Origin of the sequence: Cuneatibacter sp. NSJ-177 (assembly GCF_022867805.1) — a bacterium.
Taxonomy (GTDB): domain Bacteria; phylum Bacillota; class Clostridia; order Lachnospirales; family Lachnospiraceae; genus Pseudolachnospira.
In genome coordinates, this window is the sequence record NZ_JALIFO010000002.1 from 505511 (window position 1) to 521482 (window position 15972).

The following is a 15972-nucleotide window of genomic DNA, read 5'->3' on the forward strand; positions in this document are numbered from 1 at the left end:
CCCTCTCTTCTCAGCGGAGCGTTTTTTGTTACACAGAAAATCCCGCAGGATTTCTCTTGGAATCACAAGAGTGCGGCAAATGTTCTGCCGCACTCTCAGCCTCTTACTTATTCCCGGCCCGGAAAATCAGCTTCCGGATCAAGTCGATGGGATACATGGTCAGCGCCATCAAAATGACGATCAGCCAGCCCTTCAGGCCAAACCGCTCACAGCTGAAGATCTCACCGATCACGCCGCCCACGGAGACCATCACGATCTGGACCAGCATAATCAGGCACCACACCTTGATAAAGACAGGGTTCTCCTTGATGTGCGCCAGCACATTCAAGCTGTCGCTGCGGACATTAAACGCATTCACCATGAAGGCAAACACAAACATGCAGAAAAAGCCGGTGTAGAACTGGGCCTCATTCTCAAAGAAGGTGGAAAATACCGGCACCTTAAACCACAGCAGGCTCATGATGGTCAGCCAGCCACCCATGATCAGGATCTGGATCGCCATGGGCTTGCTGATGATGGATTCGTCCCTCCTCCTCGGCCGGTGGCGCATGTATTCGGTCAGCGCAGGCTCGCCGGCAAACATGATCGAAGCCAAGCTGTCCATACAGAGATTAATCCAGAGCAGGTGCGTCACCTTTAACGGTGCTTCAATGCCAAGGAACGGGCAGATCGCGGATACCAGCACCGCAGCCACGTTGATCACCAGCTGCATCTTGCAGAATTTCAGGATATTGATATACAAGGTCCGGCCATACCAAACCGCATTTTTAATCGAGTTGAAGTTGTCGTCCAGGATTACCAGCTTGCCGGCTTCCTTGGCGACGTCCGTGCCGCTTCCCATGGCAAAGCCGACGTCGGCCGCCTTCAGGGCCGGGCTGTCGTTGACTCCGTCGCCGGTCATGCCGACCACCAGGTTCAGTTCCTGACAGATCTTTACCATACGGCTCTTATCCGTGGGCAGAGCGCGGGAAATCACGCGGATATTCTGGATCTTCTCCTTGACCTCCTCGTCGCTCATGGCATTCAGCTCGGCGGACGTCAGCGCCAGATCCGTCTCGTTCTGGAAGAGTCCCGCCTCCTTGGCGATGGCAACCGCGGTCTCCTTCCGGTCGCCGGTGATCATGATAACCTGAATTCCGGCCTCCTGTACTTCGCGGATCGCCTCCTTGGCCTCCGGCCGCACATCGTCGCGGATGCCGACCAGTCCGACCAGAACCACGTCGTCATTAATCTCATCGCGGACCAGGGGGCTCGGACTGTAGCCGAACGCCAGGACACGCATAGCCCGGTTTGCCAGAGCATCGATCTTCTCATTGACCACATCCAGATCCAGATCTTTTTCCTGACCTTCTTTATCCAGATATTTCTTCGCCTTTGCGAGAATCCGCTCCGGAGCGCCTTTATAGAACGTGCGTCCCTGGGCGGCAATATAGGCCTGGCTGAATTTGTTGGCGCTGTTAAACTCCTGCAGGTCCGTCACGACGCACTCTTCGTTCTTTGCCAGGATCTGATAGGTCTCCTCGCCGAGGAATTTCAGCAAAGCCTGATCCGTCATATTTCCGCCGACTACGTGATGGCGGCTGTCAAACATGGCCCCGGTATTCTTGCCGATGCAAAGATCAAGATTTCCTTTGATCGCCGTCGCCGCTCCGCTGGCCTTCACGTCCAGGACCTCGCCGTCGCCGGTCAAAAACTCCACGACCTCCAGCTGCCCCTTGGTGATGGTTCCGGTCTTATCGCTGAAAAGAATATTGAGGGATCCGGCTGTCTCGATTCCGATGGACTTCCGGACCAGCACCTTGACCTTGTAGAGCTTTCCGGTATTCTGCATCAAGACCAGAGCGATTACCAGCGGCAGGCCTTCCGGCACCGCGCACACAATGATGGTGATCGCCACGGAAACGGCGGTCATCAGCCCCTTTAACACGGCCACCCAGCCCAGCGCCAGGTAAGCGGAGACGCCTCCGGCCAAGATCACGTAGTGGATCAGATATGCCACGGCGATCACAATACCGCCGATGTAGCCAAAGATAGAAATCTGATTGGCCAGCTTATTCAGCTTTACTTTCAGAGGGGAGTCCGGCTCCTTGTCCTCCATGTCTTTCGCCATCTGGCCCATCATGGTGGCCGCGCCGACTTTCTGGACTTCCATATAACCCTCGCCGTCCAGCACGGTCGCCCCGCGGAACAGGCTGTGGGAATCCACGAAAGTATCTCCGGTGATTTCCTCCGGGATCACGAACCCTTCTTCAGCGGCCGTCTTCTTACATTCCTCGGCTTCGCCGTTCAGGGCGCTGTTGTCCACGGACAGCTTGCCCTTCACTAAAACGCCATCGGCCAGCACCTTGTCTCCCGACTGCAGGATCACCACGTCCCCTACCACAAGGTCGTCGACCTCGATGACGGTCAGCACGCCGTTACGGAGAACTTTGGCCACATCCTTTTTCTGGGATTCCTTTAATTTCCGGTAGGCGTTATCGTTGGATACGCCTGTCTTCGCCGATACAAAGTTTACCAGCAGCACGGCGATGATCGTGCCCACCGGCTCAAACCATTCGCTCTGCCCGGCAAAGAACATCACCAGCATGATGACGGCAATCACGCAGAGGATCCGGATCATCGGGTCCTGGAATCCCTCCAAAAACTGCTGCCAAAACGTTTCCGGCTCCGCTTCCTGGATATAGTTGGAGCCATGTTTCTTCCGGCTTTCCTCGACCTCCTGGTCGGTCAGCCCCTGATACCTTTTGTCCATTTTACTCATTTCTCCATCGAAATCTTTTCAAGCTTTGTTCTGCCCTCAGGAAATACGAACCGTTTCGCTTTCCCGGTAACAGAAAAGAAAGGGGAGACTGGTCTCCCCTCTTCCCCCTTTGAAAGAAGTTTTACATGTACCGTTTTGCGAGATCTCCGAGGCCCGGATCCTGGGTGGCCTGGCCAATGGCGCTGAATTTCCATTCTCCGCCGTGACGGTAAATCTCTCCGAAAATCATGGCGGTCATATTGTCGTAGCTCTCAGACAGGTTGTAGCGGCACATTTCCTGATTGTTTCTCGCGTCAACCAGGCGGATAAACGCGTTCCGGATCATGCCGAAATGCTGCTTTCTCTTCACCGCGTCGTAGATATTGACCACCAACACGATCCGGTCGTACTCCGCAGGAATTTTCTGCAGTTCCACAACGATCTGCTCGTCGTCCCCTTCGCCCGCTCCGGTCAGGTTGTCGCCCATATGATGAATCGCACGGCTCTTGTGCTCCAGATTGCCGAAATAAACAATATCCTTGGTTCCGCCGACCAGTTTGCCGTTCTGCAAAATCAGCGCGGAGGCATCGCAGTCGATGGCAGCCGGCTTCATGGAGAATAATCCCCGCGGCCGGGGCGCCTCGTCCCAGCCCAGGCCCACGATCACGCGGTCCAAACCGGCATTGTCCTTTGACAGGCTAACTTTTTGTCCCTTTTGTAAACTAACGGCCATTTTAAAGCCCTCCTATTCCGTTTCCACCCCATAATTTGCACAGAGCGCCGCCAGGCCTCCCTGGTAGCCGCTTCCAATCGCATTAAACTTCCACTCGTCGCCGTGGCGGTACAGTTCACCGAACACAGCCGCCGTCTCGATCGAGAAATCCTCGCCCAGATCATAGCGCAGCAGCTCTTCGCCGGACTGCTCGTTCACAATCCGCACAAACGAATTGTCCACCTGGCCGAAATTCTGTCCTCTGGCCTCCGCCTCGTAGATCGTGACCGTAAAGGCAATCCGGGTAACCTGAGCCGGCACTTTGGAAAGATCGATCCGAATCTGCTCATCGTCCCCCTCGCCTTCTCCGGTCCGGTTATCACCCATGTGCTCCACCGCACCGCTGGGATCCTTTGCGTTGCCAAAAAAGATGAAATCCTCCGAGCGGGTCACCTGTCCATTCTCTCCCAGCAGGAACGCGGACGCGTCGAGATCAAAATCTCCGCCCGTGTCATATCGGTTCAGATCCCAGCCCAAACCGACCAGAACCTTCTGCAATCCCGGATTTCCTTTGGTCAGACTTACTTTCTGACCTTTTGTCAAACAAACCGGCATATTGTCCTCCTTTATTCCGTATCAATGCCATAGTTGGCGCAGAGCGCCGCCAGGCCGCCCTGGTAACCACTTCCGATCGCGTTGAACTTCCACTCTCCTCCATGGCGGTAAATCTCGCCGACCACAACCGCGGTCTCAATGGAGAAGTCCTCACCCAGGTCATAGTGGATGATTTCCTGATTCGTATCCTCGTCCACAATGCGGATGTAGGAATTGCTGACCTGTCCGAAATTCTGACGGCGGGACTCCGCGTCAAAAATTGTTACGGTAAACGCAACCCGCGCGATATTGGCAGGAACCTTCGTCAGATCCACTTTGATCTGCTCGTCGTCGCCTTCGCCCTCGCCGGTCAGGTTGTCGCCCATGTGCTCCACAGACTCGCTGCTATGTTTTAAGTTGTTATAGAAAATGAAATCTTCTCCGCTGGGAGCCTTGCCGCTCTCGTTCAGCAGGAACGCCGCTGCGTCCAGGTCAAAGTCCGCTCCGCCGTCATACTGGTTTACATCCCAGCCCAGGCCGACCATGATGTGCTTCAGTCCCGGATTTCCCTTTGTCAGATCTACTTTTTGTCCTTTTTGAAGATTTACAGGCATTTGATTACCCTCCTTATTTTGAGATATGATAAATTGCCGTTACCGGCTGGTTACATTTTCTGTCCCTGAGACGTCATCATTTTCTGGAACTCGCCTTTGATCGCGGCCAGACGCTGCTGATCCTCGGCCCGTTTCTGTTTGGCGTTCTCCTGGATCTGCTTGGTCTCTTCGATGCCGGTGACGATGGTATGCCACGTATTTTCCAAAGTCTCAATCTTGATGGAGCTTCCGGAAGCCAGCTGAGCCGTCATCTTAGACTGGTTCACCGTGTTCTGGGCATTCTTGATCAGCATCTCGTTGGTCTTCTCATCCAGCGCGGACATGGCCTCGGCCTGGATCCGCTGGCGTTTTAAGAGAATCGCCTGGGTCAGGGCCTGCTTAAACACCGGCAGCGTGATGATGAAAGCGGAATTGATCTTGCGGACCAGGTTCATGTTGCTGAACTCCATGGTCTTCAGCATGGGGATCGACTGCATCGCCACGTTCTCGGCAATCCGCAGATCCTGGGTTCTCTGCTCCAGCATCATCTGGGCCTGTTCCAGGCTTTGCAGCTCAAACTGAATCGAAGGATCCCCGCTGGCCTCAAAGTCTTTCTGGCGCTGTTCCCGGTACTGGGCGATTTCATTTACGCCCTGTTCCCCGGCCAGAATATACTTTTCCAGCTCGTGGAAGAATTCCACGTTGGTCTGGAACATTTCCTCCAGCTTTTTATTGGACTGCTTGATCTCCGCCTCATACTGCTTTAACTGCACGTAGATCTTGTCCACCTCTTCGCCCATGGTATGGTATTTGGCCAGGATTTTGTCCAGCTGCTTGCGCATGTTGTTGAACAATTTTCCGAAGAGGCCAGGATTTTCCTTGATCTCCTCGATATCAAATTTCTCCATGATCTTGGCCAGGGTGTTCAGCATCGCGCTGGAATCGTCCAACTGGCTCATATTCATGTTGTTTAACACCGCGTCGGAGCAGCGGGACACGTTTTCCGCCACCTCGCCGCCGAAGCTGACGATGGTGTCCAGCTCATAGACGGAAATGGTGCTGGCGATCCGGTCCACTTCCTCCGAATTTACCATCTGTGTCCGCAGCTTCTGCTGATCCTCCATAACGTCGAAGGGCACGATTTCGGTTTCCTCGACCGCCGGAGCCGCCGGCTTTGTTCCCGCCGGTGAGTTAAAATTTAATCCCATATCTGCTCATCCTCTCTTGAATATTTTATTCCATAAGCCGCCCTGCTGGCTTCCCCCCGCCGTAGAATCCCAGTTGGGAATCCGCAGATCGTAAAGGTACTCCCCGATCTCATGCTCGATCAGCCATTTTTTTTCAAAATGCTGTTCTACGACCTGATACCCGGTCGGCACGAAGAATACCACGTCGAAACCGATCAGAGAAAGCAGCGCGGCCGCAATCCCATCCTCCAGGCTCAGCACCCGCTCATCGGGGCAGACAAAGATCAGCTTTGGATTTTTTTTCGTAAAGTCAAATTTCTGGATCCTTCTTAGGATCTCCCGGTTCAGGCTCAGTCCCACGGCTAAAATCCGGTATTCAATCCCCTGGGTAAAGGTTCCCCGGATCCACTGACGGTCGATCAGATATTGGATCCTGCTGAGAATATAATTCTGAATTTCCTCCCGCAAAATTCCGTAGGTATAACACTTGTGCGCCTTGATTTTCTGCCGGTCCAGCCGCCGGTTCTTGAAGAACTGGGCGGTGTACGCCATCAAAGGATCGCTGTCGCTGAGGCGGAAATCCCGCTTCACAAAAACCGCGTCGGGTGTCAGAAGTTTCCGGATTTCTTTCCAGTATTCCTCCACGTTCCCATTTTTCACGCCGCTGACTTTGGCCGCCAGCACCGGCAGCACCACTTCGTCCTGGAGAACCTCGAAATTCGGCCGGTAGGTCAATTCCTGATCCCAGAGAAGGCCGATCTCTTCGTACATGGTCTGCAAAATCAAGGGCTCTGCTTTCTTATACTGCCGCTCCCGGTACATGCCCGTGTCCTGATACAGCATGGTGTTTAATTCCTGCTCGGCATGGTAAGCTACGGTTCCCGCATTGAGATCCGAGACGCTTTTCGGAAAATGGGCGAGGACCACGGTGTTTTCCTGTTTCCGCTCAAAGAGGCGCGGATCGCTCCACTCCCCTCCGCCTCCCGCCTGGGGGCTGATCTCCCAGACATCCACGGGCAGCAGGGACAAAAACCGGAGGAACAAAGCTTCCTGTTTCCGGCAGGTTCCAAAGTAAACGGCGGTTGGGTAGGCATCTTCCTTCCATCCTTGAAAAAGCTCCTGGCAATAACGGTTCCACCAACAGGCAAGATATACTGCCTGATTTTTCAGCCGGTTCAGGCTGATGCCCGGCTCCCCGGCTTCCTCATCCAAAAGCGCGGCAAAGGCTTTTCGGACCATGCCATCCAGCGCAGGCTTTGCGAGATACCGAAGTCTTCCGGCCAGCCCGCCGGCGATCTGCCCCAGGCTTTGGTAATTCTGTGGATTTACGGCCTGGATTTCTTCATTGGACGGAGGCGGCAGCGATTCCCAAACCACGAACTTCCGGCCCTGGGCCTCTATATCCACCTTCCAGCGAAAAAGCTCCTGGCTGTAAGTAACCGGATCTTCCGCGCCGGTCATCCGAATCAGCATGTTGTAGATCACCTGGGGCTCGCCGCCCCGCTCCGCCCTCTTTTTCCGGGAATCCCCAAAAAGATCGCCGGACAGCCACGCGTTGGTCCCGACCAGGGGACGCTCGGCTCCTGCCGGACGAACCGGGGAAGCAGCCCGGGCAGACGGCACAGACGGCCGGACCGGCGGCGTGGCTGGTCGAATGGGCGGCACAGACGGACGAACCGGAGGCGGTGTCATTCTGACCGTCGTGGGACGCGGCCGCGCCGTCTGCGGCGCAGGATTCCCTCCCGGCGGACTCATTCTCACCGGAGCGCCTCCCGGCCGGACCGAAGGCCCCTGCGGCGCGGTCCTGACCGGCGCCCGGTTTCCGGCCGCGGCCTGCAATGCTTCCTTCTCCAGCGCCGCTATGGAAAATCCCGGAGGAAAATCCGATGCCGCCGCCCCCGTATAGGGGAAAGAGCGACGGGAGCCGGGATCCAGTTTCAGGTATCCCTGATCCCCCTGGTATTCCAAGAGAATAATATCGCAGCCAGCCTCAGCCAGGATCGAAAGTAAATCCAGCTCATAGCGGCTGACCGTGCCTTCGTACAAGATCTTCGGCACCTGATCCTTTCCCAACTGGTTCAGGATCCGCTCAAACTTATAATAAAGCCAGCACATAAACTTGATATACGCGTTCCGCAGCATATCCTGGCTTTTTCCTTCCCGTTTTAAAAAATCCAGTGTGCTCATCATTGATAAGACCACGTCTTCCCGCTGGCCGTCGCTCAGGCGGGGCAGCCAGCGCTTCATGGCGGCCGCCACGAACTCCTTGTCCGGGCGGAAGTCCTTCCCCATGATCTCCTCATAGTAGTCCAGCTGTTTTTCATTTGGATTCGGCAGCTTGCCCAAAAGCACGACGCCGCACTGCTTTGCCTGTTTTAAATAGAGTTCAATAAACCGCCGGATTTCCTCGCTGTAGCGAAAAAACCGATAGAAATAAACCCCCTTCTCGCTACGCGAGGACAAAGGGAGCCAGAAATCCTCCAATCTGTGAATTTGAACTCTTCGGTACATGATCCCCTACCCCTATCCTGTTGTTTCCGGCCACGCCCGGCGATTTCGCGGAACGCGGCTGCCGCTCTCACCGATGCGCGGCTGGTTTTCCTGTCATCCGTACTGTCTTTCAGTGTAACACATTTACCGGTCCGCTGCAATTATTTTCAGATATCCCTGCATTTTCGGATAATGCCGCAGGCCCTGTAATGCTCCAGGGGATAGAACTCCACCGGCACCTGTTTTTCCTCTGCCAGCCGGAGCAGGTGGCGCAGCATCGGGCTGTCCTTTTCCGCCTCCCGGATCAAAATCTGATGCGGCACGCGGCGCAGCAAAACACGGGTAGTCTCCCCGATCCCCGGCTTGACAAAGTTGATATCCGAGATCCCAAAATGGGAGACAATCTCCTCCACTTCCTGAAACCCATTTCTCAGACGCCCGGCATTCTCCGGATCCAGAGCTTTTGTTTCGCGCTGGCTGCCGTTCCCGTCAAATTCCGCCTCCACCGTATGGAGGAAATCGTAGGACAAATCCTGTTCTTCCATCTCGCCATAATAAACTGCCCCGTGAAAATCATCTGGTCCGATCAGGTCATCCCTCAGGACCGTGCGGCTGATCAGCCCGGAAACCGTGCAGTTCAGGCAAGAGCTGGGAATCAAAAGATCCTCCCTGGTCCCGGCAAGACGCGTCAGCCCGGCAGGATCGGCCAGAACCGCCAGTTCAGGGCTGACGCCGGGAAATGCCCGGCACTCCCGTTCCAGTTCCCGGAGAATCGCGCCTTTGCCAATCCAGCCGTCGACAAACTGAAGCTGCTCCGGCCGAAATCGTTCCAGGAGATACCGCATCGCATTTTTGTCGATCCCCCGGTCCCGGATAATCGATATGCCGTAGTGAGGCACCTCGAAACCGTATTGCCGTCTCAGGTAGTGTTTCATTAAAATTCCGGCGGGAATCCCGGCTCTTGCCAGAGAAACCAGCACCAAATCCCGGCCCTTTTCGGCATAGACCAGTTCCGCAGCTCCTGCGGCCGCCTGGGCCGTCCCGGCTGCGTAGTGCCGCAGCGCTTCCCGGTAAGCTTCCATATATTCCGGGGTTGGCACGTATTCCCGCGGCAGCATCTCCGAATAATGGGTGCCGGACTGGATCCGCCGTTCCCTTTCCTCCGTGGACTGGGGCGCGAGCATTCCTGTAATGTCCTTTAACAGCAGGACAACATCCTCTTCCTTATATGTGCTTCTCATCGGTATCCACCAACCAAAATATTTTGACTTGATCGTTTCCCGCCTTCTTCAAAGCAGAAAGCAGCGAGGCCATGCCGTCCGTCCTCCCCTGCGCCGCATCTGTCAGCACAAACACCTGGTCGTAGGCTGCCAGGTTGTAGACAAATGTGGTCCGCCCCTCCTCATATAAGCTGTTCAGCCGGTACCGGCTGTGAAGGGGATAATCCTCCTCCCTGCTTGTCCGGATCGGGCTGCGGGTCGTCGCATGGAAGCGAACCTCCCTCCCGGCCGTTTGCAGCCGGGAAGCCGTAATCAAAGCCGGATACATCAATTCCTCGGTTCCCAGCACCAAAACCCGGCCTGCCGAATCCGGAACGGTTTGGGAAAGCTTCTCCGCCAATGCTTCACATTGTTTCTGGTATTCCTGAATCTCTACGGCCCGGCGGGTATTCCCAGCCCCCGGCAGCTGATATTCTTCCACCTGCTCCGGAAGAAGGCCGTCCGCCGCGTCCTGCATCTCGCCGTCATAGGCAAACCGGTCCACCTGCATTCCCAGCTTTTGATTTTCCGTCTCCAACAAATAAAACAGCTCAATCGAATCCTTCCGGAACCGATCCCGCACAGCAGGCTCCATACCGTTCAAAAATGACGCGATTGCATAGCGGCAGTCCGGCCCGCATTCCTTCTCCAGTTCCCGGATCAGATTTAGAATCGTGTTTCCGGTCGTCACCTCGTCATCCACGAAAATAACACGGTCCGCCGCCCTTAAAATCGGGATCAGCCCGTCTTTCACCAATTTCTGCTCCGTGGCATGGCTGTGAACTTCGGAAAAATAAAGGTATTCTGCACCGGTAACATCTTCCCGCGTCGTCTGAATGTACTCCGTCTCCTGAGGCAGGGCGGCTGCCACCCCTGCTCCAACCGCAGTCGCCGTCTCAGCAAAGCCGATGACCAGCACGCGTTCCTCCGCCCCGGTCCGGGAAGCGATCTCACCGGCCAGCGCAGAATAAAGGGCTCTCACGGCAAGAGGATCCGCTGGGACATGCTTACCTTGAAGCGGGTTTACAAGAAGATAGGGACGCCGGCTGTTGTTCTCCCGTCCGGCCACCCACACCAGATCTGATTGTGTATATGTTTTCTGTTCATTTAATATCTTGTTCATGGGTATAATTATACTACATACCTTTGCAAAAAATCTATTAATATTCTTTAAATTTATATATAATTCATGGAAAATGGCAGGGACGGATCATCCCTACTGCGGCAGAGAGAAAACTCCGGATGAAAAAGGCGCCGGATCCGTTTGTAAACCCCGGAGGGGAAAGGCTTGCCGCTTGTAAAAGAGCCTGGGTGTGCTATAATCATTTTAACACAACAAGACTGCCGGAGAAAATACCTATGAACGATCATCTATTTTCCACAGTAATCAACAAAATGGGACTGACCGATATGGCTGCTTTCTGTCAGATAAACGGGCGTTTTTCCGACTATCGGAAAGATGTCTGGTTTTTTGGCCTTTTGACCCGTGCCGGGCAAGAGGGACCCGCCCGCGAGCTTCAAAAATGCACTGAACTCTTAGAAATCCGGCGGCAGAGAACGGAGGCGGGATATCTGTGCCTCTCCCGCTTGGAGAACCGGATGTCCCCTGATCAGGTGGCATTCTATCGGGACGTGCGGAGGGAATTCGATGAAAATCCCCATGAGCTTGCGCTTTCTTTCCGCTTTGAGGATTCCACCCTCCAAGATTCCCTGATCGTGCGCTTTCATCAAGTGCTGCGTACCTACCGGGAAGGCGCTCCCGGCGCAAGTCCTTCCATGCTGGAAAATTTTTCGGTCCGGCTGCTGTTTTGGATCGACTTATATTTCCCCGCCCTGTTTGCGGGAAAATTGATTCTCGCCGCCTCCCCGAAGTTTCTCTACTCCGGTCCTCTGAAATGGCCGGAATATCTGTTTTTATATTTTCTCGTGCAGTCCGGCTGCGACGTCCTTTTTCTCGTGGAGCAAGACCGTTTCTGTCTCGATGAAAAGTGGAAAAACCTGGCCATGATCCGGCCTTTTCAGGAGTCCCTTTTGTTTAAAAAGGAACACTCGCCCACGGCGCCGGTTTCTGCGCCGCGCCGGCCTATCGCTGCCGCTTGCCCGGCATCTCCTGTGCCAGAACGCCGTCCGGGCGTTTCCCCGCCTGCTGCCGGATCCGCCCCTGTGACAAGACAGCCCATCCGTCCGTCTCTGGCGCGCCCTCCGAAAAGGACTAAGCCGCCCGCAGGTTCCCGGCCGCCGGGGACGCCTCCTGCCTCCCGGCCCGCCGCGCTTCCGGCGCGGGCGCAGACGCCTTCGGTTCCAGCCGGACGTCCCTCCGCCGCTTCCTACCGCCCAGCCCCTTCCAGGGAACCCCTGAGCTATGAGGAGCTGGCAAAGCTTGCGGCGAGTGTGGTCATGATCCAGGTTTTTGACCGGAACAACCAGTGCTTTAAGACCGGATCCGGCGTTTTTATCGGGGAAGAAGGCTATATTCTGACCAACTTCCATGTGGTCAGCGACGGCGCGTATTACCGGGTTCAGCTGGAAGGGGAGACCGAGACCCATCCAACCGATGACCTGCTGAAATACCATCCTCTCAGCGATCTGGCCTTGCTGCGGATCGACCGCCGCTGCCATCCGATCCCGCTGATGAAGCAGGGTGAAACTCTGGTACGCGGCCAGAAAGTCGTTGCCATCGGAAGTCCGCTGGGGTTGTTCAACTCCGTCTCCGACGGCATTATCTCCGGCTTCCGTGACATCGACGGACACTCCATGATCCAGTTCACCGCTCCCACCTCCCACGGGAGCTCCGGAGGGGCGCTGCTGAACCTGTACGGAGAGCTGATCGGAATCCTGACCGCAGGCTTCGACAACGGGCAGAACTTGAACCTGGCTGTGGATATCAAGACGATTTCCCAGTTCTGCCGCGGATTTCTTCCCAGCCAATAAAAAACGGGAAACACCGATACCAAAACAAGAGATACAGATTTCAAAGAAAAAAGTTGCCGCCGCCGCGGCAGAACGGAGATCCTATGAGAAAGCAATACCAAGGTGACTATGAATTGAACGGGGTCCGGAACGGAAAAAAGACCTACCAATATGTCGGAAGATGGTACCATATTCCGCTGGAGCCAAAAGAATACCGAAAATTTTGGATATTACAGCTGCTGCTTGCCCTAGCCCTTCTGGGTATCCTGATTGCGGCCGGCCTCCTGCCGACTATTTCCCTCTACGCCATTTATGCTGCCCTGCCTTTCGGCGCCAGCTTCATTCTTCTGCTGTTTTTCCTGATTGAGGCGGCCTTTTGCCCGTTCCGTCCGGAAAAGATGGAACGAATGCAGTACGAGCAGCAATATGGGCGGCTGCGGAAGATTTCCTTTGCCAACTCCATCCTTTTTTCCGCCAGTTTCGTGACAAATTTGATCGCCACGCTGGTCCATTCGGCTGTTACGCCCCAGAGTCTGATCCAGCTGGCCCTGCTCCTGGCGCTAAGTCTGCTTGGAGTGATCTTGTACCGGGTAGAAAAGAAGCTACCGGTTGAAATGGACTGAGAAGAGATTTCGGTTTCGAACCTCCTGCCCGCGGCTGCATAAACTATGAAAAAAAGGAGATATCATTATGTCATTTCCTTTTCCTGGATATTATCCGCCGCGGCCGCCTGTAGGCCCCCCTCCTCCTCCGCCAAGACCGCCGGTTCCACCGCCGCCGGGTCCGCCCGGTCCGCCCCCTCCTCCGCCGCCTGGCCCTTGCAGCGGCGGATGCCGTCCGACTCCTCCTCCGCCTCCTCCGCCCGGTCCCTGCGGCGGCGGATGCCGTCCGACTCCTCCTCCGCCGCCGCTTCCGCCGAGACCGCCCTATGGTCCGCGGCCCCCTTACGGACCAAGGCCGCCCCGCAGGCCGCTGTTTCCTTTTGGGCCCTTCGGGCGCTGGTAGCTTGCTTATTCACATTTTGTCTTTATTTTTTTAACAATTATTTCACGCAGGAAACATAATTTCTTCACGTTCCCTGGGTATACTAACATCATCAAAAGGAAATCAGAAAAACATCTGAGGAACTTCAAAATAGCGTACTGGCGATTGATTGATTGCTTTTTTTCATATTTTTCCTTCCCTTTTTCAAACAGGGCCCGCAAGGGTCCTGTTTGTTTTTGTTCTGGTGCGCAAAAAGCGCAGGAAAAGAGGCTCTCCTGCACCGCGCCCTGCAAAATTGAGTTGACGTAGGAAAGCTAAGACTCGGAACGAAGATCTTTTGCCTCCTCCTGCTCCATCAGCCGGTAAGAAAAATTCAAATACAGCAATTCCTCCGGATCCGAAAGCTCCGACTCCAAAATCTCTTTGATCCGTTCCAGCCGGTACAAAAACGTGCTCCGGTGGATAAACAGACGGCGGGCCGCCTGGGTAGCATTCGAATTCTCCTCCAAATAGATCCGAAGCGTTTTGTAGTATTCGGTATGCTGGTTCTCATCCTGCTTTCGAAGTTTCAAAAGCCCCTCATGGCACAGCATATACCCCGGAAGGCGGCGGGCGGACTGTTCCAGGATATAGGAAAACGCCACGCTGTTAAACCAATGGATCCATAAATAAGGCTTCCGCCGGCTGCCCACGTCAAGGGCGATGGTTGCCTGCACGTACTGGCGGCGCAGGTTGGAATGTCCCTGCATCACCCGGCTGTATCCGGCCTTCAGGAAACTTTCCCGGATAAAATATTTGAGACGCCCGCTCAGTTCCTCTATGTCTCCCCCTGCCAGGGTCAAGTTAAAAAACGTTACGATATCCTTCTGGAAGGTAAAACTGCATGCCGGAGAATACCACTCCTCCATATAGCTGCAAGTTGCATTGGCAGTCAGATTTTTCTCGTCCAGATACGTGGTCTGGAAGACCAGGCAGAGGTAGGAATCCTGCTCCCCCCATCCCAGAGCCGAAATCTTGCGGCTGTTCTCCACATAGTCCGCCGTCCGGTCCGACAAAATTCGTTTAAAAACTGCCCGCAGACTATCGCTGTCCGGCAGCGCCGTGCCTTTCCGGTACAGAAGCCTGCCTGCAAAACAGGCCAGGCGCTCCAGGATACAGGCGTCGCCTTCCCCCAGTTTTCTTTCTTGCTCCATCAAAACCAGCCGGTGCGTCGAACTGCCCTGGCGGCGAAGGTTTACATTCCAGGAGCCAAATCCCATGATATGGCCTGGATACCAGAACGCGCCCTCTGTTTCCAGCATCTGATTGTAAAGCTCGTCCTCTTTCAGAGCATTGATGTATTCCATCTGCTCCGGGCCGGGGCGGAAAAATTCCGCTCCCGCCGGAAATTGATCCAGCCCTGCCTGGGCGGTCAGGGAAAAATCCCGGGCCACCACAGCCAGGGGATTTTGAAATACCGGATGAGACCGCTCCAGCAACTCCCTCACACTGCCGTCCCGTTCCAAAATCTGCTCTAAATCTTCCTCCCACGTTTCCAATTCGTCGAAGACAGTTTGAAGCGCATTGAAGACCGCGGCCAATTCTCCCTGTTGCACTCGGATCCAGTCGCTTTTCCAGGGAAGCTCCGAGGCCTCCCCGCAAAAAAGGAAACAGCACGATCCGGCATGCTCCGGTTCCTTCACCGGACGGTCCGTGAGGTAAAAATGTTCCGGAAGGATATCCTGGCCTTCCACATACAAAAGAGGGCGTCCCAACCGGGGCCCCCCTTTTCGCAACTCATATTCCAGGCTTGGAAACCAGGCTTTCAGCCGTTCTGCCGCCGTAACCGCCGTTAATTTCATGGGCCCTCCCGTTAATTAGTAAATTTCTTCGCCACCTCAGCCGCATCCACCGCCGTCTCCGTATAGGCATCCGCCCCAATTTCATCAGCGAACTCCTGGGTGACAGAGCCTCCGCCGACCATGATCTTTAGATTCGGCGGCCCGCTCTCACGGAGACTTTTCACAACACGGCGCATCTCCGGCATGGAAGTCGTCAGCAAGGATGAGATGCAGACAATCTGCACCTGAGGGTTGTCCTGCACCGCTTTTAAAAATTGTTTTTCCGACACATCCACGCCCAGATCGATCACGTGGAATCCAGCGCTTCGAAACATCATGGCAACCAAATTTTTTCCTACGTCGTGCAGGTCTCCCTCTATCGTCCCCAGCAGGACAGTCCCTAAAAAACAGACTTTGTCTTTTTCCAAATAGGGCTCCAAAATATTCAATCCTTTCCGCATGCTCCTCGCAGCGGCCAGGATTCTGGGAATGTCGCCGTCATTATTCCGGTAGTACTCTCCTGCGTTTCGCATCGCCGTTATCATCGCTTCTTCCAGGATCACAGAAGGGCGGATTCCTTCCTCCACTGCACGGGAGATCAGCCGCTCTGCATCTTTCGGGCGGCCGTTTTCGATTGCCGCCTGGATTTCTTCAAGGATAGGCATTTATCTTCCCCCTATCAC

Annotated in this window: 13 protein-coding genes; 2 read left to right on the top strand and 11 right to left on the bottom strand. The window is 55.0% G+C overall.

The features are described 5' to 3' along the window. Positions 1–103: 103 nt before the first annotated feature. The 8 genes from MUB23_RS06360 to MUB23_RS06395 all read right to left on the bottom strand — a co-directional run bounded on the left by MUB23_RS06360 (position 104) and on the right by MUB23_RS06395 (position 10698). A complete protein-coding gene (locus tag MUB23_RS06360) occupies positions 104–2752 on the bottom strand; it encodes a calcium-translocating P-type ATPase, PMCA-type (RefSeq protein ID WP_244799536.1) in 2649 nt (882 codons plus the stop codon). A 130-nt stretch (positions 2753–2882) separates the two neighbouring features. Further along, the gene (locus tag MUB23_RS06365) at positions 2883–3473 is read right to left on the bottom strand and encodes a TerD family protein (RefSeq protein WP_244799537.1); all 591 of its coding nucleotides are present in this window, start codon (positions 3471–3473) and stop codon (positions 2883–2885) included. A 12-nt stretch (positions 3474–3485) separates the two neighbouring features. Beyond that, positions 3486–4067, bottom strand: a complete 582-nt coding sequence (locus tag MUB23_RS06370) for a TerD family protein (protein WP_244799538.1) — start codon at positions 4065–4067, stop codon at positions 3486–3488. Positions 4068–4078: 11 nt separating this feature from the next. After that, on the bottom strand, positions 4079–4660 hold the full coding sequence (locus MUB23_RS06375; RefSeq protein WP_244799539.1) for a TerD family protein: 582 nt from the start codon (positions 4658–4660) through the stop codon (positions 4079–4081). A gap of 50 nt (positions 4661–4710) precedes the next feature. Further along, positions 4711–5847, bottom strand: a complete 1137-nt coding sequence (locus MUB23_RS06380; protein ID WP_244799540.1) for a toxic anion resistance protein — start codon at positions 5845–5847, stop codon at positions 4711–4713. A gap of 6 nt (positions 5848–5853) precedes the next feature. After that, positions 5854–8337, bottom strand: coding sequence for a YceG family protein (locus tag MUB23_RS06385; protein WP_244799541.1), 2484 nt, complete (start codon positions 8335–8337; stop codon positions 5854–5856). A 146-nt stretch (positions 8338–8483) separates the two neighbouring features. Beyond that, positions 8484–9557: a cysteine protease StiP family protein gene (locus MUB23_RS06390; RefSeq protein WP_244799542.1), complete on the bottom strand. Its 1074-nt coding sequence runs from the start codon at positions 9555–9557 to the stop codon at positions 8484–8486. Next, positions 9541–10698, bottom strand: a complete 1158-nt coding sequence (locus MUB23_RS06395) for a phosphoribosyltransferase domain-containing protein (protein WP_244799543.1) — start codon at positions 10696–10698, stop codon at positions 9541–9543. The genes MUB23_RS06390 and MUB23_RS06395 overlap by 17 nt, the downstream gene beginning before the upstream one ends. A 236-nt stretch (positions 10699–10934) precedes the next feature. Here MUB23_RS06395 and MUB23_RS06400 point away from each other — a divergent pair, with 236 nt between their 5' ends. Both MUB23_RS06400 and MUB23_RS06405 read left to right on the top strand, forming a co-directional pair. After that, positions 10935–12506, top strand: coding sequence for a S1 family peptidase (locus MUB23_RS06400; RefSeq protein WP_244799544.1), 1572 nt, complete (start codon positions 10935–10937; stop codon positions 12504–12506). An 83-nt stretch (positions 12507–12589) separates the two neighbouring features. Next, positions 12590–13108, top strand: a complete 519-nt coding sequence (locus tag MUB23_RS06405; protein ID WP_244799545.1) for a hypothetical protein — start codon at positions 12590–12592, stop codon at positions 13106–13108. A gap of 65 nt (positions 13109–13173) precedes the next feature. Here MUB23_RS06405 and MUB23_RS06410 read toward each other — a convergent pair whose 3' ends face one another. The 3 genes from MUB23_RS06410 to MUB23_RS06420 all read right to left on the bottom strand — a co-directional run bounded on the left by MUB23_RS06410 (position 13174) and on the right by MUB23_RS06420 (position 15954). Next, positions 13174–13503: a hypothetical protein gene (locus tag MUB23_RS06410; RefSeq protein ID WP_244799546.1), complete on the bottom strand. Its 330-nt coding sequence runs from the start codon at positions 13501–13503 to the stop codon at positions 13174–13176. Between the two features lie 280 nt (positions 13504–13783). After that, a complete protein-coding gene (locus MUB23_RS06415) occupies positions 13784–15310 on the bottom strand; it encodes a PucR family transcriptional regulator (RefSeq protein WP_244799547.1) in 1527 nt (508 codons plus the stop codon). 11 nt (positions 15311–15321) lie between these two features. Further along, positions 15322–15954 carry a cobalamin B12-binding domain-containing protein gene (locus tag MUB23_RS06420; protein WP_244799548.1) on the bottom strand — a complete coding sequence of 211 codons (633 nt, stop codon included), beginning with the start codon at positions 15952–15954 and terminating at the stop codon, positions 15322–15324. Positions 15955–15972 lie beyond the last annotated feature (18 nt).

Excerpts from the sequence above, each read along its gene's own strand:
- MUB23_RS06415 (WP_244799547.1), bottom strand. The coding sequence starts at position 15,310 with ATGAAATTAACGGCGGTTACGGCGGCAGAACGGCTGAAAGCCTGGTTT.
- MUB23_RS06365 (WP_244799537.1), bottom strand. The coding sequence starts at position 3,473 with ATGGCCGTTAGTTTACAAAAGGGACAAAAAGTTAGCCTGTCAAAGGAC.
- MUB23_RS06390 (WP_244799542.1), bottom strand. The coding sequence starts at position 9,557 with ATGAGAAGCACATATAAGGAAGAGGATGTTGTCCTGCTGTTAAAGGAC.
- MUB23_RS06375 (WP_244799539.1), bottom strand. The coding sequence starts at position 4,660 with ATGCCTGTAAATCTTCAAAAAGGACAAAAAGTAGATCTGACAAAGGGA.
- MUB23_RS06405 (WP_244799545.1), top strand. The coding sequence starts at position 12,590 with ATGAGAAAGCAATACCAAGGTGACTATGAATTGAACGGGGTCCGGAAC.
- MUB23_RS06380 (WP_244799540.1), bottom strand. The coding sequence starts at position 5,847 with ATGGGATTAAATTTTAACTCACCGGCGGGAACAAAGCCGGCGGCTCCG.
- MUB23_RS06370 (WP_244799538.1), bottom strand. The coding sequence starts at position 4,067 with ATGCCGGTTTGTTTGACAAAAGGTCAGAAAGTAAGTCTGACCAAAGGA.
- MUB23_RS06400 (WP_244799544.1), top strand. The coding sequence starts at position 10,935 with ATGAACGATCATCTATTTTCCACAGTAATCAACAAAATGGGACTGACC.
- MUB23_RS06360 (WP_244799536.1), bottom strand. The coding sequence starts at position 2,752 with ATGGACAAAAGGTATCAGGGGCTGACCGACCAGGAGGTCGAGGAAAGC.
- MUB23_RS06395 (WP_244799543.1), bottom strand. The coding sequence starts at position 10,698 with ATGAACAAGATATTAAATGAACAGAAAACATATACACAATCAGATCTG.
- MUB23_RS06420 (WP_244799548.1), bottom strand. The coding sequence starts at position 15,954 with ATGCCTATCCTTGAAGAAATCCAGGCGGCAATCGAAAACGGCCGCCCG.
- MUB23_RS06385 (WP_244799541.1), bottom strand. The coding sequence starts at position 8,337 with ATGTACCGAAGAGTTCAAATTCACAGATTGGAGGATTTCTGGCTCCCT.